General features: G+C 41.7%; 17 protein-coding genes. 11 read left to right on the top strand and 6 right to left on the bottom strand.

Annotation, left to right across the window (positions count from 1 at the left end):
• Nucleotides 1-29 precede the first annotated feature (29 nt).
• The 3 genes from C5469_RS03590 to ppsR all read right to left on the bottom strand — a co-directional run bounded on the left by C5469_RS03590 (nt 30) and on the right by ppsR (nt 4,615).
• Nucleotides 30-2,117 (bottom strand): TonB-dependent hemoglobin/transferrin/lactoferrin family receptor, encoded by a 2,088-nt coding sequence (locus tag C5469_RS03590; protein ID WP_166302443.1) that lies wholly within the window; start codon nt 2,115-2,117, stop codon nt 30-32.
• A 320-nt stretch (nt 2,118-2,437) separates the two neighbouring features.
• A complete protein-coding gene (locus C5469_RS03585; RefSeq protein ID WP_166302441.1) occupies nt 2,438-3,484 on the bottom strand; it encodes a 3-deoxy-7-phosphoheptulonate synthase in 1,047 nt (348 codons plus the stop codon).
• Between the two features lie 267 nt (nt 3,485-3,751).
• Nucleotides 3,752-4,615, bottom strand: a complete 864-nt coding sequence (ppsR, locus tag C5469_RS03580; RefSeq protein WP_166302438.1) for a posphoenolpyruvate synthetase regulatory kinase/phosphorylase PpsR — start codon at nt 4,613-4,615, stop codon at nt 3,752-3,754.
• 216 nt (nt 4,616-4,831) lie between these two features.
• Between ppsR and ppsA the strand changes: the two genes are divergently transcribed.
• Nucleotides 4,832-7,210 carry a phosphoenolpyruvate synthase gene (gene ppsA, locus C5469_RS03575; RefSeq protein ID WP_166302435.1) on the top strand — a complete coding sequence of 793 codons (2,379 nt, stop codon included), beginning with the start codon at nt 4,832-4,834 and terminating at the stop codon, nt 7,208-7,210.
• Between the two features lie 446 nt (nt 7,211-7,656).
• On the opposite strand, the gene ydiK is transcribed toward ppsA, so the two are convergent.
• Complete coding sequence (gene ydiK / locus C5469_RS03570; RefSeq protein WP_166302432.1) at nt 7,657-8,766, bottom strand: AI-2E family transporter YdiK; 1,110 nt, start codon at nt 8,764-8,766, stop codon at nt 7,657-7,659.
• Nucleotides 8,767-8,991: 225 nt separating this feature from the next.
• Between ydiK and ydiJ the strand changes: the two genes are divergently transcribed.
• Nucleotides 8,992-12,051 (top strand): D-2-hydroxyglutarate dehydrogenase YdiJ, encoded by a 3,060-nt coding sequence (gene ydiJ / locus C5469_RS03565; protein ID WP_166302429.1) that lies wholly within the window; start codon nt 8,992-8,994, stop codon nt 12,049-12,051.
• Nucleotides 12,048-12,464: a hotdog fold thioesterase gene (locus tag C5469_RS03560; protein ID WP_166302426.1), complete on the top strand. Its 417-nt coding sequence runs from the start codon at nt 12,048-12,050 to the stop codon at nt 12,462-12,464. Before ydiJ ends, C5469_RS03560 begins: the two co-directional genes overlap by 4 nt.
• Nucleotides 12,465-12,998: 534 nt before the next feature.
• On the opposite strand, the gene C5469_RS03555 is transcribed toward C5469_RS03560, so the two are convergent.
• Nucleotides 12,999-13,157, bottom strand: a complete 159-nt coding sequence (locus C5469_RS03555) for a Hok/Gef family protein (RefSeq protein WP_166302423.1) — start codon at nt 13,155-13,157, stop codon at nt 12,999-13,001.
• Between the two features lie 694 nt (nt 13,158-13,851).
• Here C5469_RS03555 and sufA point away from each other — a divergent pair.
• The 7 genes from sufA (at nt 13,852) to C5469_RS03520 (ending at nt 20,683) form a co-directional block, all read left to right on the top strand.
• Nucleotides 13,852-14,220: a Fe-S cluster assembly scaffold SufA gene (gene sufA, locus C5469_RS03550; protein ID WP_166302420.1), complete on the top strand. Its 369-nt coding sequence runs from the start codon at nt 13,852-13,854 to the stop codon at nt 14,218-14,220.
• Nucleotides 14,221-14,232: 12 nt separating this feature from the next.
• Entirely contained in the window at nt 14,233-15,711 is a 1,479-nt protein-coding gene (gene sufB, locus C5469_RS03545; RefSeq protein ID WP_166302416.1) for a Fe-S cluster assembly protein SufB, read from the top strand.
• Nucleotides 15,712-15,768: 57 nt separating this feature from the next.
• Nucleotides 15,769-16,515 (top strand): Fe-S cluster assembly ATPase SufC, encoded by a 747-nt coding sequence (gene sufC / locus C5469_RS03540; RefSeq protein ID WP_166302413.1) that lies wholly within the window; start codon nt 15,769-15,771, stop codon nt 16,513-16,515.
• Entirely contained in the window at nt 16,490-17,803 is a 1,314-nt protein-coding gene (sufD, locus tag C5469_RS03535) for a Fe-S cluster assembly protein SufD (RefSeq protein WP_166302410.1), read from the top strand. The genes sufC and sufD overlap by 26 nt, the downstream gene beginning before the upstream one ends.
• Nucleotides 17,800-19,038: a cysteine desulfurase SufS gene (sufS, locus tag C5469_RS03530; protein ID WP_166302407.1), complete on the top strand. Its 1,239-nt coding sequence runs from the start codon at nt 17,800-17,802 to the stop codon at nt 19,036-19,038. Before sufD ends, sufS begins: the two co-directional genes overlap by 4 nt.
• A gap of 37 nt (nt 19,039-19,075) precedes the next feature.
• Nucleotides 19,076-19,492: a cysteine desulfuration protein SufE gene (sufE, locus tag C5469_RS03525; RefSeq protein WP_166302404.1), complete on the top strand. Its 417-nt coding sequence runs from the start codon at nt 19,076-19,078 to the stop codon at nt 19,490-19,492.
• Between the two features lie 120 nt (nt 19,493-19,612).
• Complete coding sequence (locus tag C5469_RS03520; protein WP_166302402.1) at nt 19,613-20,683, top strand: L,D-transpeptidase family protein; 1,071 nt, start codon at nt 19,613-19,615, stop codon at nt 20,681-20,683.
• 106 nt (nt 20,684-20,789) lie between these two features.
• On the opposite strand, the gene C5469_RS03515 is transcribed toward C5469_RS03520, so the two are convergent.
• Nucleotides 20,790-21,026 (bottom strand): major outer membrane lipoprotein, encoded by a 237-nt coding sequence (locus C5469_RS03515; RefSeq protein ID WP_036774799.1) that lies wholly within the window; start codon nt 21,024-21,026, stop codon nt 20,790-20,792.
• A 439-nt stretch (nt 21,027-21,465) separates the two neighbouring features.
• On the opposite strand from C5469_RS03515, the gene C5469_RS03510 reads away from it, so the two are divergent.
• Nucleotides 21,466-22,317, top strand: a complete 852-nt coding sequence (locus C5469_RS03510; RefSeq protein ID WP_166302399.1) for an enoyl-CoA hydratase-related protein — start codon at nt 21,466-21,468, stop codon at nt 22,315-22,317.
• Nucleotides 22,318-23,499: the final 1,182 nt, after the last annotated feature.

Genomic DNA, 23,499 nt, shown 5'->3' with positions numbered 1-23,499 from the left:
AACTCCTTGTGGAAATACAGTGTATTAAGTTACCACTGGTAACTGACTAACAGTTTGGCATTGCGGCCATCCTGCGGTGTTCCCTGTGGTGAGTAGTATTCTTTATCAAAGGCATTGCCTAGAACTGCCGTAGTGGTCACACCTTTTAACATTCCTTCGCCTTGATAACTGACATAAAAGTCATTAATCCCATAGCCGGCTTGTTGTTTGAGATCGTTACCTTTGTCGTCTTTGCCTTTGAAATCAGTATGATTTGTGAATTGGCTTACCCAGCCTACAGAAAAACCGGTCTGTGCAATGGGGATATCCAATATGCTGGTAATAGTATCTGGGCTAAGGTTATTAAGAGAATAACCGCTCTTTTCATCTTTGCCTTCAGTGCGGTTGTAAGCCAGTTCCCAGGAGAACAGATTGGATTCATAATTCATAGAGATATCCCAACCCCAGATCTTGGCACTGGGTACATTAGTAGATGTTGTGTTCAGGTATATTGGATCACCCGATGGTAATTTAACTATCTCGCCCGATTTTTTCTTAAGCGGGTTAATAAGTTCTAACTTAATATAATCTTTAGCTTTGGTATCAAAATAGCTGGCTTTGAATTTCAGTTCATCATTTTCTGCTAACAGGTTATCGAAACGTAGTCCAAAACCAGATTCCCATGTTGTGTTACTTTCTGGACGGAGATTAGGGTTAGGTATCCAGTAGTTAGCCATTCCTGGACCCATTGAGTAGTGCCTGGAATCGTTATACATTTCTTTCATTGTCGGCGCTCGGAAAGCCTGAGCATAAGAGGTAAATAGCATTGACCAATCAGTTGGTGTGATGCTGATAGCGCCTTTGGAAGACCATTTATCCGCGCTGACATCTTTATATTTAGAATTGGTTCCTTTGTAGTTGTCATAGCGAGTACCGGCGATAATAGATACTGGCAGGTCGCGTAAGGTTATTTCATCTTGTACCCAACCAGAAGAAAAGCGGATATCAGCATCAGGGAAGAGTTCAGTGTTACCGTTTGGGGTCTGCTTCTGTTGGTAAGTTTCACCACCGTAAGTAAATTGATGCGCTAATGGGCTGTCTGTCCACAGGCGGGAGCGGTTTTCCAGTTTTACGCCATAGGTTTTCTGCTCGCGGCCTTCGAACCCCTTTTCTTTAGTGCGGACATCAATCGTGACATCCGAATAATAAAGATCAGCCTTGGCATTTAACCAGTCATATTCTGCTGGATTTAACTGGTAGCTGAGTTGGGCATCACGCTGAGTTGTCGTTCGGTCAGCCCACGAGTCAGGCTGGTCATTTTTCCCGATGAGCGTTTGTGGATTTTTAGGTTGATTAGCTTCATTGCGGTAATAGCGTAACTGGCTGCTTAAGGACTGGTTTTCATCAATTTTCCAACTACCTTTCGCTATTAGGTTACTGATAAATTCATCATTATCAGCCGTCAAACCATTGCTATGGCGGATATTACCTGCATCACGCGTACTGAATGCAAATAAACCATCCAGAGATTCTGTCTTGCCGAAAGTCGCACCGCCAAAACCCATGCTATGGTCACCAGTTGCACCGCGGGCAAAAACGCGGAATCCATAATCTTGACCCGTTTGTAGAAGATCTGCGGCATCTACAGTTTGATAAGCGATAACACCGCCTAAAGCACCACTACCGTAGAGCAGAGCTGAGGGACCGCGTACAACTTCGACTTGTTTAATTAATGCCGGGTCCAAGAACGTACCATTAATATGACCGGTATCTGTACCTTGGCGAATACCATCAATCAATGTCAAAACGCCTTGTGGGCCATAACCACGCAGGCTAACATCTTGTCCGTTAGCACGGTTTGTACCGGCTATATTAATGCCGGGTATTTTTCTGATGAGATCGTTGGCATTACCGGCTGTCTGACTTTGTGGTGATTTATTATTTATCACTGTCACCATCATGGGTGCTTCGAAACTATCCCGTTCATTACCCGTTGCATAAACCGTTATCACATCGTGGGATGATTTATCGCTTTCGGAATCGGGCGATTTTGTTGCTGCATAAACAGTCGGAATACTACTGATAATTGCCAAGCTTAGCGCTGATAATTTAAGTGTTGATTTCGCAGATTGAGACATCAAACGAATCCCCATAATAATATGTTGTGATTTATGGAATAGCTAACTGCTCCGATACATGTTCTGGGTGGCTAGCTGAGTTGTCTTTATATTTAGTTAATATTAGTTTATCGGTTTTAGTTTGGTGAAATTAGTAGAATTTTTAGTCATAGATCCACTTAGAGAATACTAACCATTATTATATTGAGAATCATTATCGTTATATGGAGAGATGACTTCAAGTAATATTTTTAACGTTCAAGATCAATATATTAATGCAAGTTATTAATGTATTGTCAGTTAGCCTTTTATGAATCAAAAAGGCTAACTCAGGAAAAGATTCAGAAGCGAGAATTTACTGCTTTGGCAAGAATTTCAATAAGTTGTTCTGTATCTTGCCAGCTCAGGCAAGGATCTGTGATAGATTGGCCGTAATTCAGTGGCTGCCCCGGAATGATTTTTTGAGAGCCTTCAACCAGAAAGCCTTCAGCCATCACACCGACAATTGCTGTAGAACCATTCTGGATCTGTTGACCTACCTCTTTTGCTACATCCAGTTGGCGTTTGTGTATTTTCTGACAATTACCGTGGCTAAAATCGACGACTAAATGCTCCGGTAAATCAAATTCACGTAGTTGATCACAAGTTGAGGCAATATCTCCGGCACTGTAATTGGGTTGTTTACCTCCACGCATAATAATATGACCGTGTGGATTGCCTTCAGTTTGGTAGATAGTCATTTGACCATGCTTATCCGGCGATAAGAATGTATGACTGGCACTGGCTGCCCGGATGGCATCTATTGCGATACGAGTGTTGCCATCAGTTCCGTTTTTAAAACCAATCGGGCAGGAGAGTGCTGATGCCATTTCACGGTGAATCTGACTTTCAGTTGTTCTGGCACCGATAGCTCCCCAACTAATCAGATCAGCAATATACTGGCTGGTCACTATATCCAGAAATTCGGTTGCAGTGGGTAAACCCAATTCATTTACGTCAACCAATAATTTCCGGGCCAGAGTAATACCACGATTAACCTGACAGGAGCCGTCGAGGTCTGGATCTGAAATAAGACCTTTCCAGCCCACGACTGTGCGTGGTTTCTCAAAATAAGTACGCATAACAATTTCCAGTCTATGCTGGTATTTTTCGCGTAATGTATTCAGTCGATGAGCATAATCTAAAGCAGCATCAATATCATGAATAGAACAGGGACCGACGATAACCATAAGTCGTGGGTCATTACCTGATAAAATGGCTTCAATACGTTTCCGTGACGTTGTCACATTTTTGGCGATTTTTTCGGATATAGGAAATTGAATCGTAAGGGCTTGAGGTGTTATCAGACTATCGACGTGATGAGTCCTTAAACCATCTGTTCTGGACATATATTTTCTCAATGTTTGTTTCACACTAGCGAGTATGTTTATACCCTTCATCCTTCAAGTTGCTGCTTTGTTGGCTGCGTTCACTTACCCCAGTCACATCGTTATCTATGCTCCTGAGGATGCGTTCATTTGCCGCCGCGCTGCAAATTGAAATCTATTGGGTATATATGGATAATTGAAATTACAATAAACGAAAATGACTAAATCGAACAAACAATATAGTTAGTCATATGATAAATTTTTTCAATTATTCATATTGATATGTTCTTAAAACATTCGGCGTTTTAGCTTCATTATGTCAATTATTTTGGTCGAGATTTCTTCAACAGAATAATTGGTGGTATTAAGATAATTAATCTTATTCTTACGGAATAAAGCTTCAACTTCAGAAATTTCTATTCTACATTGCCTTAATGATGCATAACGGCTATTTTCTCGGCGTTCTTCCCTAATAGTGGCCAGTCGTTCAGGGCTTATAGTTAAACCGAATAACTTATGCTGAAATTGTTTTAATGTTGCAGGTAGTTGCAAATTATCCATATCGTCCGCAGTAAAAGGATAATTTGCAGCCTGGATACCAAATTGCATGGCTAAATAGAGGCTGGTAGGGGTTTTTCCACAGCGAGATACGCCTAGTAGAATAACCTGCGCTTGGTCAAGATTGCGTAAAGAGATACCATCATCATGCGCCAGAGCATAATCAATAGCGGCTATGCGTGCATCATACTGGCTAAGGTTCTGCTCCGTCAGACCATGGGTGCGGTTAAGTTCAGGTTTTGGTTCCAATCCGGTTTCTTTCTGTAATGGAGCGACTAGTGTTTGGACAATATCCTGACAAAATCCTTCACTACTGGTAATAATATTTTGCACTCCAGAAGAGATAATAGAATAGAAAACTAAAGGTCTTATACGCGTATCTTGATATATTTGGTTTATTTGTTGCTTTATTTCTTTTGCGCGATCTTCACTTGCAACAAAAGGGAGAGTGTGTGAGGTTACTTTAATAGGAAATTGCGATAATACTGCATGACCCAATACTTCTGCGGTAATTGCTGTTCCATCGGAAATAAAGAAAACGGTGCGTTCAACATTGTTATTTTCTCCTGATATTTCTAGTCTGGCTTTTGTCATGATATTTATAGTGGCCTTTTGTCTTTGTAAATTGCTCAGTTAAGCGAAGCAGGATATCGGTTTTTTACAGATTATACCTGCAAAAAAATAATATTGTTTGGTTGATCGATTCACCTTTCTATGTGTGTCAAAACATTGTGTTAGTCTATTTACGACTGCTAAGTGCAGTACCCATTTTCCAACTTGTACCCCATGAATGTTAAAAGGATTGTTTTAATGCCCAATAATGACCTCACCCCGTGTAATGTGCTTTGGTATAACCAATTAGGTATGCATGATGTTGACCGGGTGGGTGGTAAAAACGCCTCCCTGGGAGAAATGATCACGAATCTGTCAGAATTGGGGGTTTCTATCCCGAATGGTTTTGCTACGACAGCACGGGCATTTAATGATTTTCTGGAACAAAGCGGCGTCAATCAGCGTATTTATAATTTGCTGGATGAAACTGATGTTGATGATGTAAATCAACTGGTTAAAGCGGGGGCACAAATTCGCCAATGGGTGATAGATACGCCATTTACTCCGCAGTTGGAAAAAGATATTCAAGATGCTTATCAACAATTGTCCGACGGGGAGCCAGAAGCCTCTTTTGCTGTACGTTCTTCTGCAACTGCTGAAGATATGCCAGATGCTTCTTTTGCTGGTCAGCAGGAAACTTTTTTGAACGTACAAGGTATTGATGCTGTGATGATTGCCATTAAGCATGTATTTGCTTCATTGTTTAATGATCGCGCTATTTCCTATCGTGTCCATCAGGGCTATGACCATCGAGGGGTTGCTCTGTCAGCGGGTATACAACGTATGGTTCGTTCTGATCTCGCCTCGTCTGGTGTGATGTTTACTATTGATACTGAATCAGGATTTGATCAGGTTGTATTTATTACCTCGGCTTACGGCTTGGGTGAAATGGTTGTTCAGGGGGCAGTAAACCCGGATGAATTCTATGTTCATAAGCCAACGCTGAATAAAGGTAAGCCAGCAATTGTTCGCCGCAATCTTGGCTCTAAAAAGCTGCATATGATCTACGCTGATAATAAAGAGCATGGTAAGCAAGTACGTATCGAAGATGTGCCAGAATCACAACGCAATCGTTTCTCTTTAACTGATGAAGAAGTCGAAATGCTGGCTCGTCAGGCTCTGTTGATTGAAAAACATTATGGTCGTCCAATGGATATTGAATGGGCCAAAGATGGTCATAATGGCAAGTTATACATTGTTCAGGCTCGCCCTGAGACTGTCCGCTCAAACCAGCAGGTTATGGAACGTTACCAACTGAATGAACGAGGTCAAGTATTAGTGGAAGGACGTGCTATAGGTCATCGTATTGGTTCAGGTATAGTAAAAGTTATCCATAACTTAAATGAAATGGAGCGTATCCAACCGGGTGATGTTTTAGTCACTGATATGACTGATCCGGATTGGGAGCCGATTATGAAAAAGGCGGCTGCAATTGTAACTAATCGTGGTGGCCGCACCTGTCATGCAGCAATTATTGCTCGCGAGTTGGGAATACCGGCAGTTGTTGGATGTGGTGATGCAACAGAACGTTTGAAAGAAAATCAGCAGGTGACGGTTTCCTGTGCGGAAGGTGATACCGGTTTTGTTTACCAGAATCAACTGGATTTCACGGTGCAAAGCTCTCAGGTAGATCAATTACCAGCGCTTAATGTGAAAATTATGTTAAACGTTGGTAACCCAGACCGTGCATTTGATTTTGCCCGTTTACCGAATGAAGGTGTAGGTCTTGCTCGTTTGGAGTTTATTATTAACCGGATGATTGGTGTTCATCCCCGCGCATTATTGGAGTTTGATCAGCAAACCCCGGAATTGCAGCAAGAGATAAAATCTCTGATGGCGGGTTATGATGATCCGGTTGGATTTTATGTTGGGCGCCTGACTGAAGGGATCGCCACTCTGGCGGCTGCATTTTGGCCGAAACGGGTTATTGTTCGTCTGTCTGACTTTAAATCCAATGAATATGCTAACTTGGTTGGTGGCGACATTTATGAACCTGATGAAGAGAACCCTATGTTGGGGTTCCGTGGTGCGGGCCGTTATGTCTCTGACAGCTTCCGTAATTGTTTTGCATTAGAATGTGAAGCGGTTAAACGTGTACGTAATGATATGGGGCTGACAAACGTTGAAATTATGATCCCATTTGTGCGTACTGTTGCTCAGGCTGAAGCTGTTGTTACTGAGCTGGCATTGCAAGGATTGAGGCGTGGTGAAAATGGACTGAAAGTCATTATGATGTGCGAGATCCCGTCCAACGCAATTCTGGCAGAACAGTTCCTTGAACACTTTGATGGTTTCTCTATTGGCTCTAACGATATGACTCAACTTACTCTTGGCTTGGACCGGGATTCCGGTGTGGTATCTGAACTATTTGATGAACGTAATGATGCGGTTAAGGCGATGCTTTCGTTAGCTATTCAGGCGGCTAAGCGTCAAAACAAATATGTGGGAATTTGTGGTCAAGGGCCTTCAGACCATCAGGATTTTGCGCACTGGTTGATGAAAGAGGGGATTGATAGCCTGTCATTAAATCCAGATACCGTTGTAAAAACTTGGTTAGGATTAGCAAAAGAGAGTTAACTCCGGATAATACACCGTTGAGCTGGAAGCCCGTCAAAGCAATGGCGGGTTTTTTTAATGGCTAGAGCAACGGATGACATGACTCTAGAAAAGCATAAAAATAGTAAAAAAAAGCCTATCGTGGGCTCGATAGGCAAAGACTACACACAGCAATATACGCGTTCCTAATTACTAGAACCATCAAAAGGAGAAATAAACGTCTCGTTCATAGCCCGTTTATATTAATTTAGTTGAATAGTTTATTCATTAAGAATAGTCCTAATTTACGTATTATTTATGGGTAAAAATGGCGATATTTAACCTTTTTTTAACATTTATTTGACAATATTTATATTTAATAAACTCGTATTTCAGATGAATGATTAGATGTGTCTGTATAAAGCTATATTTAAGCGAAAGAGTTAATCCTCTTTCGCTGTATGCGGCAAAATTAATTGTTATACAAATTATTCTGAGAATTTCTGTTCCAGATATTTTTCAGTTTCTGTCAAATCATTTTCAGGTTCTGGAATTTCATTCATCCATGCAATTAATAAACGATAAGCAACAGCCAACACAACGGGTCCGATAAATAGACCAATCATTCCGAATGAGAGTATCCCGCCAATAACACCGGTTAATATTAGGGCCATAGGCAAATCTGCGCCCAGACGGATTAAAAATGGACGAAGAAATCCATCCATTGTTGTGACTACACAGCTCCAGACCAATAGCGCGGTACCCCAAGCTGTATCACCTGTCCAGTAAAGCCAAGCAACAGCAGGAACTAAAATCAGCAATGGACCGATCTGGGCAACACAACAGACAAACATAAGTACTGTCAGCAATGTAGCATAAGGAATATCCGCAACAGCCAAGCCAAGACCACCGATAATAGCTTGAACCAGAGCAGTAACGACCACGCCGAGCGCTACAGCACGGATAGATTGTGCTGCCAGCAGGATGGCGGCATCTCCACGTTTATCCGCCAGGCGAATGGCAAAATGGCGAATACTCATCGTCACTTGCTCACCTTTCAGATATAACAACACACTGAATAGCACCATCAAAGCAAGATGGAAAACAAAGCGTCCGGCATTTGCTGCTTGGGTAAAGAACCAGGTTGCAGCTTCTCCAATATAGGGCTGAACTTTGGCAATCAGAACATTTCCACCATCAGTAATCAGTGAATTCCAGCCACTGTAAAGCTTATCACCAACTAGAGGAATATCGTTCAGCCAGGTCATGGCCGGCATTTGAAAATTAGTAGGGGATTTAGCCCACGCAATTAATGGCCCGCTGTTTTCTAACAAGCTACTGACCAGCAATACAATCGGGATCACAAATAACAGAATAAGTAATAACGTCATAATCGCGACAGCAAGCCAGCGTTTACCCCATAAGCCGTTCTGTAGTTTTTCCAGTAAAGGCCAGGTGGCGATAACAACCATTCCGGCCCAGACAAAACCAAGGATAAAGGGTTTCATTACCCAGAAGCTGGTAACGATTAAGAGTGAAAGAAAAATTAAGGTAAACAATAACTTTGGTAGATCATAATGCGGTTGTGATTTGTCCATAAGTTAATTTCTCTAAGTAATTCAGTGGCGATAAAGATAATCAATAAATAAGATGTTATCTATAAGTTACTCAAAATAGGTGAATATTATGATAAGGTAAACGCTTGCCTTCTCAGATAAATGAGTTAGCAGTGATTAATTGTTACGACTGACTAAGGTATCAAACTCAAAGAGTAGTATAAATAAAGCAATGTGGACACTCATTTTACAAGGGTCAAAACGATAATGATCCCACGCATATCACAAGCACCTCACGTCAGTGAGTTGGCTCAGGAATTCTTGAATACACTGAAAGAGCACGGGTTTACCGGAGATGCTACAAACAGCTATGCAGATCGTCTGACAATGGCGACAGATAACAGTATCTATCAGCTATTACCACAGTCTGTTATTTTCCCCCGATCCGGAGCCGATGTAGTTTTGCTGGCTCGTATCGCAGGTGAAAAAAAATACCAGAATTTAACATTTACTCCGCGCGGAGGCGGGACAGGTACAAACGGACAGGCTCTTAATAGTGGTATCGTGGTAGATATGTCCCGTTATATGAATCGCATCCTTGAAATTAACCCAGAGCAGGGTTGGGTGAGAGTGGAAGCGGGTGTGATTAAAGATCAACTGAATCAATATTTGCGTCCGTATGGTTATTTTTTTTCACCGGAGCTTTCAACCAGTAATCGCGCGACGTTGGGAGGAATGATTAATACCGATGCGTCCGGTCAGGGTTCGTTGGTATATGGTAAAACTTCTGATCATGTTCTTGGTTTACGGGCAGTTTTGTTGGGTGGAGAGCTACTTGATACCCGCTCTATGGACATAGAGCTGGCGGAATCGATTGCGCAAGAAGATTCTGTTACAGGTCGTATTTATAACACGGTGCTTAACCGTTGCCGTGAACAACGTGAACTTATCGTTGAAAAATTCCCTAAACTTAATCGTTTTCTGACAGGTTATGATTTGCGCCATGTTTTCAGTGATGATATGCAGAAGTTTGATTTAGGCCGTATCTTGACTGGTTCAGAGGGAACGCTGGCTTTTATTACGGAAGCTGTTCTGAATATTACACCGTTGCCGAAAGTCAGGCGATTGGTGAACGTAAAATATGATTCATTTGATTCTGCACTGCGTAATGCGCCTTTTATGGTGAATGCAAAGGCTTTATCAGTTGAAACTGTAGATTCCAGGGTGCTGAATTTAGCGCGTGAGGATATCGTCTGGCATTCAGTGAAAGAGTTGATTACTGATGTGCCTGGTAAGGATATGCAGGGATTGAACATTGTTGAATTCAGTGGTGATGACCAACAACTAATAGATCAGCAAGTAACAACCCTTTGTCAGCGTCTTGATGAACTTATGGATGGCAAGCAGGCGGGTGTTATTGGTTATCAAGTTTGTCGGGAGTTGGATGATATTGAGCGTATTTATGCGATGCGCAAGAAATCCGTTGGTTTGCTAGGTAACAGTAAGGGTGCTGCGAAACCGATCCCGTTTGTGGAAGATACTTGCGTACCGCCACAACATCTCGCTGATTATATTGTAGAATTCCGACAGCTATTGGATAGCCATCATCTTAGCTATGGTATGTTTGGTCATGTAGATGCTGGTGTGTTGCATGTTCGTCCAGCGCTGGATATGTGTGATCCTCAGCAAGAGATACTAATGAAACAGATTTCTGATGAAATTGTCCGCCTCACGGCACGTTATGGTGGTTTGTTGTGGGGGGAACATGGTAAAGGATTTCGTGCTGAATACAGCCCTGAATTTTTCGGTAGCACCCTGTATGAAGAATTGCGTCGGATTAAGGCTGCCTTTGACCCAGATAACCGTTTGAATCCGGGTAAAATTTGTTCACCGATTGGCGTTGATGCGCCGATGATGAAAGTCGACGCGGTCAAACGAGGAACTTATGACCGGGAAATTCCGATAAATATAAGAAATACATTCCGTGGCGCTATGGCGTGTAATGGAAATGGACTCTGTTTTAATTTCGATGTGAAAAGCCCGATGTGTCCATCAATGAAAATTAGCCAACAGCGCATCCACTCGCCGAAAGGACGGGCAACATTAGTGCGTGAATGGCTTCGTCTTTTAACTGAACAGGGCATGGACCTGAAACTGCTACAACAGGGATTGGAACAAAAACGACCAAGCCTGCGTGGGCTGATTGAAAAGACGCGTAATAGCTGGCAAGCATGGCGTGGAGAGTATGATTTTTCTCATGAAGTAAAAGAGGCAATGTCTGGTTGTCTGGCATGCAAAGCTTGTTCAACACAGTGCCCGATCAAAATTGATGTGCCATCATTTCGAGCACGTTTTCTTGAGTTATATCATGGTCGCTATTTTCGCCCTTTACGTGATCATATTGTGGCAGGCGCGGAAAGCAGTACGCCATTAATGGCTAAGGCACCGCAGGTATTTAATTTCTTCCTAAAACAACCGTGGGTGCAGGAATTGAGCCGCCGTACCATCGGGATGGTGGATTTACCTTTATTATCCAGCCCGACATTACACCAGCAGCTTGCTGGCCATTATGCGCTTTCTACCACTTTAGAACAGCTTGAAAAAATGGATCAGACCCACCGTGATAAACATGTGTTGATTGTTCAGGACCCGTTTACTAGCTATTACGATGCTAAAGTTGTGGCTGACTTTGCCTATTTGGTAGAAAAATTAGGATATAAACCGATATTGTTGCCATTTTCTCCTAATGGTAAGGCTCAACATATCAAAGGATTTTTATCCCATTTTGCTAAAACGGCCAGAAAAACGTCAGATTTCCTTAATCGGGTATCTGAGCTGGGGATTCCTATGGTTGGTGTTGATCCCGCATTGGTATTGTGTTACCGGGATGAATACAACGATATTCTTGGTGAACAGCGAGGCAAGTTTGAGGTTCAGCTTGTGCATGAATGGCTGATCAATGCTTTGCCAGAGAAAATGGGTAATAAAGAAGCGCCCAGAGATAAATGGTATCTGTTAGGACATTGTACGGAAGTGACTATGCTACCGGGCAGTAGTAAACAGTGGGAAAAAATTTTCCATCGGCTGGGTAGCAAGCTGGATAATATCAGTGTAGGCTGCTGTGGAATGGCTGGAACGTATGGTCATGAAAACAAAAACATAAAACACTCTATTGGTATCTATAAATTATCCTGGCAACCTGCCTTGCAAAAACTACCATTGGAGCGTTGCCTGAGTTCTGGTTATTCCTGCCGTAGTCAGGTTAAGCGGATAGAAGGGCAAGTACTTAAGCATCCGTTGCAAGCTTTATTGGAGATAATCCCATGATTTGGAAACGTGATATTGGACTGGAGAGCCTGAATCAAGTGAGTAGCCAATGTATGATGGGCCATCTGGGCATAAAAATCACGCATATCGGTGATAACTTTATCGAAGGTACAATGCCGGTTGATTATCGCACCCAGCAACCATTTGGCTTATTACATGGTGGGGCGTCGGTTGTATTAGCAGAATCACTTGGTTCTTTGGCTGGGTATCTCTGTTCTGAAGGTGAGGAAAAAGTTGTCGGGCTGGAAATAAATGCTAACCATATCCGTTCTGTTCGCAGTGGTGAGGTGAAAGGGGTGTGTAGACCTCTCCACCTTGGGCGTAATCATCAGGTATGGGGAATCGATATTTTTGATGATCGGCAACATCTATGTTGCACTTCCCGATTAACCACATCAGTTTTACCTGGATAAAATATATATACCCAATGGATTTCAAGATGTATCGCGACGGCAAGGGAACGAATCCCCGGGAGCATAGATAACTCTGTGACCGGGGTGAGTGAGTGCAGCCAACAAAGAGGCAACTTGAAAGATAACGGGTATAAAACAAAAGTAAAAGTAGGTTATTGTATGGATGATAACCTACTATTTAAGTGAAAAAGTTATCTTTCAAGGTAATTAAATTTATTTGTGATGTCCATCTAGGGAATATATATATTTCCTGGATCTTGTTGATATTTTTATAATGTTATGGATTATTTGATTTTCTTATATATATCCGATGAATTTAAATGTTAAATTATATTGAGGAAATTAATGCTGGAATAGATAAAAACCTAATTGCAAATTTTTATTTAAGTCTGTAAACGCCGATATATCAATTAATGCTAAAATTTCACCGGTTTTAATTTATGTTTAATTCCACTTAAATATGAAGGGTGCCTGAGATCCAAGCCATAACAACATCTAAAAGGGCGGGAGTAAAAACCTCCCGCCAAGGCTGCCTTACCTGTTGCTGGATTCGTAAGCCATGATTGCCGCAACCTCTGTATTACCTCGTTTTATATGGAGTTTACAGAGTGAACCCCTTGTTATCCATGTGAACAGAAGTAACGTCACACAAATAACGATCAAACTAAATATTACGATTTTTTGCGGCTTCATAGCCTTCTCTCCTTGCTTTTTGTCAGGTAAGAGGCTAGCCTTACGTTGTTGGGCATAAGGAGTAGCCTCATTTCGATTTATAGTCGGATGGGGCTTTTCTCTTTCTGCCTAGAACACAATGCTCAAGACAGAAAGTCTCAAGCACCCGGAGGCAGTATACGTTTATTCGCATGATCTGCAAGGTCTTGCAAATATTTATTATGGTCACGTAATACTTTCAAATTAAATTAGCGGTTAATAAAGCTATTAATAGAATAAAGGAAGGCATATTAAGAGCGTAATATATAGATAAGATTATTTCTGAATACGTTTAATTGAGTTAATTAAATAGAAACTTTATTTGTATATATTATGATCATAATAGCAACTCTTGCTCTGCATTTCCGGTATATCTGAAAGTTCACCTCAAATAGTATCCCTAATGAACCTTTTGTGCTTTTTGTCTTACGTCGATAAGCAAAAAATAGCACAGTTGATCAAACTAGTAATTTATAGATAAAACAGTAAATTAAAGATATACCTTTCATATGGAATGAACATAAACCCCTGCATTCGAATAAAATTTAATCTATTTAATGTATATCCTCTTAAAACAAATGGTTGAAGTGATAAGGGTTATCATTACCATTATAATAAGAGGAGAAGACTCCGATAACAGTGGCGAAAAACTGCCATAGAAAATATGAGGTTAACGATGACAAATAGTGTTGAAACTTTCTCTCTGAATGAAACGGCATGGCAAGGAATTACCATCACAGAGAGAGCTGCAGTACAGATCTTAAAATTGATGCAGCAAAATCCACAAAGCAAAGGATTATATCTGGGTGTTAAGCAATCAGGATGTGCAGGCTTTGGCTATGTGTTTGAGATGGTTAACGATCCTGCACCTGACGATCTAAGGTATGAGAATGAAGGAGCATGTTTGTATGTCCCTTTGAAAGCCATGCCATTTATTGATGGTACTGAAGTGGATTTTGTTCGTGAAGGTTTAAATCAGATATTTAAATTCAATAATCCAAAAGCACAACATGCCTGTGGGTGTGGTGAAAGCTTTGGTATATAAGTGTACCAATATATGTCTCAGAGCAATGTAGAAATCAGCGACGATGTGCAGACTTGGCTCAGCGATCATCGTTATAAAGAAGGTTTTTTCACTCAGGTAGCGACGGATGAGTTAGCTAAAGGTTTGAGTGAAGAAGTTGTGCGAGCAATTTCCACAAAACGCAATGAACCTGAGTGGATGCTTGAGTTTCGGCTAGAGGCTTATCGCCATTGGCAGGGAATGGAAGAACCACATTGGTTAAAAGCGAATTACCCTAATCTTGATTACCAGGACTACAGCTACTATTCAGCACCTTCATGTGGTGCTTGTGATGATAGTTGTAGTTCGCAGTCTGGTGCAGAGCAAACTGGTAACTATTTGACGGCAGAAATTGAAGAGGCATTTGATAAGCTAGGCGTTCCTGTACGAGAAGGAGAAGCTGTTGCAGTAGATGCTATTTTTGATTCTGTGTCTGTTTCAACAACGTATCGGGATAAGCTAGCGAAAGAGGGCATTATTTTTTGCTCATTCAGTGAAGCGATACAGGAATATCCTGAATTAGTTCGGAAATACCTTGGTAGTGTGGTTGCAAGCCACGACAACTTCTTTGCTGCACTGAATTCAGCTGTTGCTTCTGATGGTACTTTTGTTTATGTACCAAAAGGGGTTCGTTGTCCGATGGAGCTATCCACCTATTTTCGTATCAATGCTGCTAAAACGGGTCAATTTGAGCGGACTATTCTAATTGCTGATGAAGGCAGCTATGTCAGCTATATAGAAGGATGCTCCGCCCCTGTACGTGACAACTATCAACTTCATGCCGCTGTTGTGGAAGTGATTATCCATAAAGATGCAGAAGTGAAATATTCCACAGTACAGAACTGGTTTTCAGGTGGTGATAGTGCAGGAGGAATTCTCAACTTTGTGACTAAAAGAGCGTTGTGTGAAGGTGAAAATGCCAAGATGTCCTGGACCCAATCTGAAACGGGTTCAGCAATTACCTGGAAATATCCGAGCGTGATCCTGAAAGGGGATAACTCGATTGGGGAATTTTTCTCTGTTGCCCTGACTAATGGTACTCAACAGGCAGATACGGGCACCAAGATGATCCATATTGGCCGTAACACTAAATCGACCATCATCTCAAAAGGCATTTCTGCTGGCCGTAGCCAGAACAGTTATCGTGGGTTGGTAAAAATACTGCCGGGAGCAGAAAACGCCCGTAACTATACCCAATGTGATTCCATGCTGATTGGAACCGAATGTGGCGCGCATACTTTCCCTTATGTAGAAGTACAGAACAATACCGCGCAACTTGAGCATGAAGCGACAACTTCCCGCATTGGTGAAGATCAGTTGTTCTATTGCCTGCAACGCGGCATCAGTGAAGATGATGCGATTTCAATGATTGTTAATGGCTTCTGTAAGGATGTGTTCTCTGAACTTCCCCTTGAATTTGCCGTTGAAGCGCAAAAATTGTTGGCGATTAGCCTTGAGCACAGCGTTGGATAAGTTCTCCCTGTTTCCCTTTTTTATGACAGAACGTTAAGTCGTTCGAAGGCATGTAATATGTTAAGTGTTAAAAACTTACGAGTCAGTGTTGAAGGTAATGAAATTCTAAAAGGATTAAATCTTGAAGTTAAACCTGGTGAAGTCCATGCCATTATGGGGCCAAATGGGTCTGGCAAAAGTACATTATCAGCAACGTTAGCTGGCCGTGAAGAATATGAAATTGATGATGGTGGCATCACTTTTAAAGGAAAAGATTTACTTGAACTTGATCCGGAAGAACGGGCCGGTGAAGGGATTTTTCTTGCTTTTCAATATCCGGTAGAAATTCCCGGTGTCAGCAATCAATTCTTCCTGCAAACGGCAGTAAACGCTGTGCGTGAATATCGTCATCAGGAGCCTCTGGATCGTTTTGATTTTGCCGATTTTATCGAAGAAAAAATTGAATTGCTGAATATGCCACAAGACTTGTTGACACGTTCAGTCAATGTTGGTTTTTCCGGCGGTGAGAAAAAGCGTAATGATATTCTGCAAATGGCCGCGCTGGAACCGACGCTTTGTATTCTGGACGAAACCGATTCAGGGTTGGATATTGATGCATTGAAAATTGTGGCTAATGGCGTGAATTCCCTGCGTGATCCGAACCGTTCATTCATTATCGTTACCCATTATCAACGTATTCTGGATTACGTGAAACCTGATTTTGTTCATGTGCTTTATCAGGGGCAGATTATTAAATCCGGTGATTTCAGTCTGGCGAAAAAGTTGGAGGAACAAGGTTATGGCTGGCTTATTGACCAACAGTGAAAGGACTGAGAAGACCCGCCAGGTTACAGAACGTAATCAGAAAGCATTAGGACGTTTTGCTGGTTTGTATCACTCTCGCCATGGTGATGATTCATTGCATGCCAGCATGCATTGGGAGAAAGCAACCAAAACCAATTTTCCTCAATTCAGACATGAAGACTGGCGCTATACGCCGCTGGAACGACTGCTAAATCAGCAATACAGTATCAAAACTGGGGAATTGACAGCAGCACAGTGCGAACAACTGGCTATTCCCGTAGATTGCTGGCGAGTTGTGCTGGTGGATGGTTGTTTTTCCCCTTTACTGAGTTCCTGTGAATTTGGGCCTTATCAGCTCAGCTTATTGGATAACAAAAGTGAACTTCCGACACCGATACAGAGTGAAATTTTTCTGCATCTAACAGAAAGTTTAGCACAACAGCCTTTGGTGATCACATTAAAAGCTGGACAAATCGCAGCAAAGCCACTGTATCTGCTAAATATGACGAGTGGCTATTCTGGTGAAATATTGAATACTAGCCATTACCGCTACCACATTTCTGTGGGGGCTAATGCGAGTGCCAAAGTGATCGAACATTTCGTCAGTATTGATGAGCAGCAAGCCCATATGACCGGGAGCAGACTGACCGCAAACGTGGGTGATAATGCCAGTTTAACTCATATAAAACTGGGCGTTGAAAACAGCGAAAGCTACCACTTTGCGCATAACGACATTGTGATTGGTCGAGATGCTCAGGTGAAAAGCACCAGCTTTTTGTTAGGGGCGGGGCTTGGCCGGCACAATACCAGTGTGCAGCTTAATAGTGAAGGAGCTAATTTATCACTGAATAGCTTGTTGTTGCCACAAGGTAAAGAGGTTGCAGATACTCGCACTTATCTGGAACATAACAACGGTTATTGTGAAAGTCGCCAGTTGCATAAAACAATTGTGATGGATCAGAGCAAAGCGGTGTTCAATGGCATGATCAAAGTAGCGCCTCATGCACTGAAAACCGATGGACAAATGACCAATAACAATCTGCTATTGGGCAAGCAGGCAGAAGTGGATACCAAACCACAATTGGAAATTTACGCTGATGATGTGAAATGCAGTCATGGTGCGACCGTTGGTCGGGTAGATGAAGAACAACTATTCTATTTGCAATCACGAGGTATCAACCGACGTGAAGCACAGCATATGATTGTATTTGCTTTTGCTGCCGAACTTACTGACTCTATTGAAGATGAAGTCCTGAGATCCGTTGTCATGGAACACATTAAACACCGTCTGGCGGGAGTGGAAAAATGACTTTTTCTGTAAAAAAAGTGCAACAGGATTTCCCGGTATTAGCTCAGCAGGTTAATGGAAATCCATTGGTTTATCTTGACAGTGCTGCCAGTGCTCAGAAACCTGTCCAGGTTATTGAACGGGAAGGTGAATTTTGTTTGCATCAGTATGCGGCGGTTCATCGGGGAATTCATACCTTGAGTTCTGCGGCTACTCGTATGGTTGAAAACGTGCGCCACCAGATAGCGCAATTTATTCATGCGCAAAGTGATGAAGAGATTGTTTTCGTTAAAGGTACGACAGAAGGGATTAATCTGGTTGCTAACAGCTATGGCCGCAAATTCATCAATGACGGCGATAATATTGTGATTACTGAGATGGAACATCATGCCAATATCGTTCCGTGGTATATGCTGGCAGAACAGATTGGATGTGAAATCAGAATATGGACGTTGGATGAAAATGGTGAACTGGATCAATCGGTTTTATCATCCTTGATTGATTCACGTACCAAATTACTTTCTTTTACTCATTTATCTAATGTGCTTGGCACAGTAAATCCTGTATGTGAAATTATAAAACAGGCCAGAAAATTGGCTAATGAGCAGGGCGCCCAATTACATATTCTGGTTGATGGCGCTCAGGCCATCATGCATAAGAAAGTTGATGTGCAGAAGCTGGATTGCGATTTCTATGTTTTCTCCGGCCATAAATTATACGGACCGACAGGAATCGGCGTGCTTTACGGGCGTAAATCCCTTCTGGATGCTATGCCACCTTGGGAAGGGGGTGGGGCGATGATAAAACACGTCAGCTTACAAACAGGGATAACCTATGCGTCACCACCGTGGCGGTTCGAAGCAGGAACGCCGAATACGGCGGGAATTATTGGGCTTGGTGCTGCTGTTGATTATATCTCTTCACTTGGACTGGATGAAATTCAGCAACATGAACAGGGGCTGATGGATTATGCCATTATACGACTGAAGGAGATTAGGTCACTGAAATTGTATGGCCCCGAACTACGTCAGGGGGTTATTGCTTTCAACCTTGGTTACCATCATGCTTATGATGTAGGAAGTTTCCTTGATCAATATGGAATAGCTATTCGTACTGGGCATCATTGTGCACTTCCTTTAATGGAACATTATCAGGTTTCCAGCATGTGCAGAGCATCACTGGCGATTTATACAACGAAAGAAGATATTGATGCACTTGTTGCTGCATTGAAGCGGATCGAAAAACTGCTTGGTTGAGCCGGTTGTAGATCAAAAAAATGATAAGGAAAAAGTCATGGCAAGTTTGCCCGACCAAAATAAATTGTTGCGTAATTTTTCCCGTTGTCAGAATTGGGAAGAGAGATATCTCTATATGATTGAACTGGGGGCGCGATTGCCCTCTCTTATTGATGAACAGCGCCAACCTGAGTATTTAATCTCAGGTTGCCAGAGCCAAGTGTGGATCTCACTGAAAAAAAATGACCAAGGTAAAGTAGAGTTTGCTGGTGACAGTGATGCTGCGATTGTTAAAGGGCTGGTTGCGATTGTCTTTATTCTTTTTCAAGATAGGATGCCCCAGGAGATTTTGGATGTGGATGTGACGGAATATTTTGCAAGACTTTCTCTGGAACAACATTTGACACCATCACGAACACAGGGGCTACATGCGATGATATGTGCTATCCGGAATACGGCAAGTAAAATGGTTTAAATACCAGTCTTACACGTTTCTTTAGCTACTGATAATATATACCGTGACAGGGGAATAAGATCTCAACCTTTTGCGATTAATTTATCCGATAACATTCAAAAGTAATTCCAGGAAGCAAGCATGAAACAAGTTTTAACGCTTATCGGCATGTTATTGTTAAGTGGGTTGACTAATACAGTCAGCGCTACAGAATATACCTTGCCACCTGCCAATAGTCGTTTAATTGGCGAAAATACGATATTTGTTGTACCAGATGACGGGCGTTCTCTGGAGGCCATTTCAGCCAAATATAAAATTGGTTTACTGGCAATGCTGGAAGCTAATCCAGGTACCGATCCTTATTTGCCTGCTCCGGGTTCTGAATTGATTATTCCATCACAAATGTTGTTGCCTGATACACCAAGGCAGGGAATTGTGATTAACCTTGCAGAACTGAGACTCTACTATTTTCCTAAAGGAAAAAATAAAGTCATCATCTATCCGATTGGCATTGGGCAGCTTGGCCGTAATACGCCGGTGATGACAACGTCTGTCAGCCAATTAATCAAGGACCCAACTTGGACGCCGACTAAAAATATCCGCAAGAATTATGCCGAACAAGGGATTACTTTACCTGCGGTTATACCTGCTGGTCCGGAAAACCCAATGGGATTGTTTGCATTGCGCTTAGCTGCCGGGCGCGGAGAATACCTGATCCACGGTACTAATGCTGATTTCGGTATCGGTATGCGCGTGAGTTCTGGTTGTATCCGTTTGCGTCCTGATGATATTGAAGCGCTGTTTAACAGTGTCCCCCGTGGAACGAGAGTACAGATTATCAACGAAGCCGTTAAATATTCAGTAGAACCAGATGGTAGACGTTATGTGGAAGTACACCAGCCGTTATCTAAAAAAGAGGATGATGATCCACAGACGTTACAAATTGTCCGATCAGCTAATCTGAATAAATTCATTGATAATAGCAAGACGAATAAAAATATTGTTGAACAAGCTCTTGTGCGCCGTTCTGGTATGCCGGTATTGGTAAGTAAAGGTACACAGCTTGAAACGCAACAGAACCTGAAAGACGAGAATTTAACTTCAGTAGAAGACGATATTAAAGATGTGGAACAGGAAGTGAATGAAAACGCATTTGAATCGTTTAAATTACCACCGTTATATCAGCCTGGGCCAATCTATCAGAAAGATTAATGATTTTTTGTGGACAGGGAGGTCAGAGAATATTTATCTGACAAAAATTTTAATAAAAAAATGGTGCACAGATATGTGCACCATTTTTATACTTAATTACAAAAAATTATTTTTTGTAGGAACGAACTTGGTTATCCAGACGCTGATTTGCACGAGCTGCTTCATCTTTAGCAGCTTGAATGTCAGTGCGTACTGAGTTCACATCGTTGCTCAGTTGATCAACTTTTGCATTCAGAGTCTGAATATCGGAAGACAATTGATCAACCTTAGCAGTACTTGAACAACCAGCCAACATAGTAGAAGCCAGAACTACTGCACCCAGTACAATTTTAGTACGATTCATTGTAATACCCTCTAGATTTAAGTTAATCTCCAAGTAGCCACATAAGTATTACACAAAGTTTTTTAGAAAGAGAATAAATTTTTGTCATGAAAACCAATTATTTCAATTTTTCTCTTTAGAAAGCGGATAATTTCCGTCTGAATGTAAAAAAACAAAACCATTGAGTAACATTTTAATCAAAGAAACCCTATTCCATGAGGGAATGGTATTCTCCGAAATTATTTTAGTTAAAAATTCTTATAAATAAAAAATACCACATCCAAGTCACTTTGCACCTATTGGTCCATCGGTATATATCTTAATGGATACGCTCTGCATACATAAATTGGGGAGTGCGCTTAAAACGAATTTGTTAACTGAAGCTTATTATAGGCGAGCGGCTTGACAATGCTAAGGTTGAATCCTAGTCTCATATTTAAACTGGTAAGAGGAGTCTCCTATGATAATTAATCAATCCAATGAGCATTTTATCATCACCGTTGATAATGGAGTCGCTCATTTACAACTAAGTCGTCCTGAAAAGGCCAACAGCTTGACACTCGCGTTTTGGAAACTATTTCCTGAAGCAGTGGATCAACTCAGTCGTTCAGGTGAGGTGCGGGTAATGGTGATCTCTGCACAAGGACGCGTATTTTGTGGAGGGCTTGACCTGCAAATCTTTGCCTCCAGTAAAGATGTCGATACAGCTAATCCCCATGAGAGGGAAGCTATGCAGTTTAGTTTATTGCAAATGCAGGAAGCGATAACTGTATTGGAACGTGCACGCTTTCCTGTCATTGCTGCGGTACAAGGAGCCTGTCTTGGGGCCGGATTTGACTTAATTACCGCATGTGACTTTTGCTTTGCCTCCGATGACGCGAAATTTCGTATAGAAGAAACCAATATCGGTATGATGGCTGACTTGGGGATTCTTCAACGTCTGCAACACCTTATTCCTGGCGGTATGGCCCGTTATCTTGCACTCACCGGGGATACGTTGAGCGCTGCTCAGGCTCATGATTTAGGTCTTGTGGTAAAGATTTTCCCTTCTACAGAAGCATTGATCGACGGGGCTTTGACGACCGCTCGGCGTATTGCTGATAGGCCTCCAGTTGCCATTAATGGGATTAAACGGGCAATGCTTTACAGCCGTGATCATAGTGTCTACGAATCATTGCAACAGACTGCGTTATTGCAGGCTTCGATTTTTAATCGTCAGGACATCCTGAGTTCGATTCAAGCTAAAGCAACCGGAACAGCAGGTGAGTTCCAGAATTTAAGTGAAGTAGGTAAAGCGTTCGATGTGCCGTGATTGAGATAAACATGTCGATAATATACAAGGTAGATCTTCCGCAGATTATGTAATGCGGGGAAACTGAATAATGGGGCGTGGGTTAAGCCATTTTCTGGCAGAGAAGCGTTGAGTAGCCGCAGTCTGGAAAAAAAACGCTGATTTTACTGGCCGGCAGACCCGCCTCAATGGACAAGCGACAAACACAAGTTTCACTATCATATTTATTATCACCATGACGTTGTTAATTACCGGGAGCTGTTATCGACAAAGCGTAAATCTGCTTAGTTGATATTGTCATGGTATTCTGATTAATTTACCGGACTTTATTCTGGCGGAGTGGACAGACGTGTAATAACGTTATTTCTGCCCTGTTTAAATAAGCAGATATTCATTTATTCTCGTTCGTATGAATTAATTGATAATCATTCTTCTTTGCGCCTGTTTTATTTGAGGTGTCGTCGGGATAAAAATAATCTGCCCTGTTTATCTTAATCAGGTAACCAATTGAAAAATAATGGTTATGATAGTTTTATTATCATTGAGTTATCCTGGTGTAATAGGATTTTTCATCCCTGTCATTTTATGAGAATAAATGCAACCTTTTTATTTGAATACATGTTGTGTTGTTTAAGTTGGGTTTATATATTGTGTACCCTATATTGAGTTCTTTAGTTTTTATATCCGATTTAGATTAAACAAAAGTGCTTTATGGCAAAAAATAGCTTGATTTTATGTCAAGCTGTTTAGAAAATCGCCTTGGTTAAGAAATGACTCGTTCGGTCAATTTGAATATTTGTTTGAACACATCTTATCGGTTTTTTCTTATTTTCTGTCCGGCTAATGGCCTGTGGGAAATAGCGGGTTCCGGTTTTTCATTTCTGAAATTTGTGATGACATGACACTCATGTCTTTCGTTCTATTTTATTATTGAGGAGCGGCTTGTGATACCGAGCTTTCAAAACGAAATGTCCCCATCTCGTATTCATAATATTCAAGGGGATTTACAGACTGATAGTGTGCAGAAAAAAAGAGAAACGGAGTAGTCAGTCATGATCCCTTCAACCTCAGTGGTCATCTTTGATCACAGTCGTTATCGGCTGAAAGTCTGGGGCAACAAGGCACCGCTGGATGTATTAGCGTTTACCGGGCAGGAATATTTAAGCCAGCCTTTTTGCTACACCATTGAATTTACCAGCCCGG

This window comes from Photorhabdus cinerea (genome assembly GCF_011189575.1).
GTDB lineage: Bacteria > Pseudomonadota > Gammaproteobacteria > Enterobacterales > Enterobacteriaceae > Photorhabdus > Photorhabdus cinerea.
Note: the sequence above shows the minus strand (reverse complement) of the source record. Positions and strands in the feature narration are given on the sequence as shown.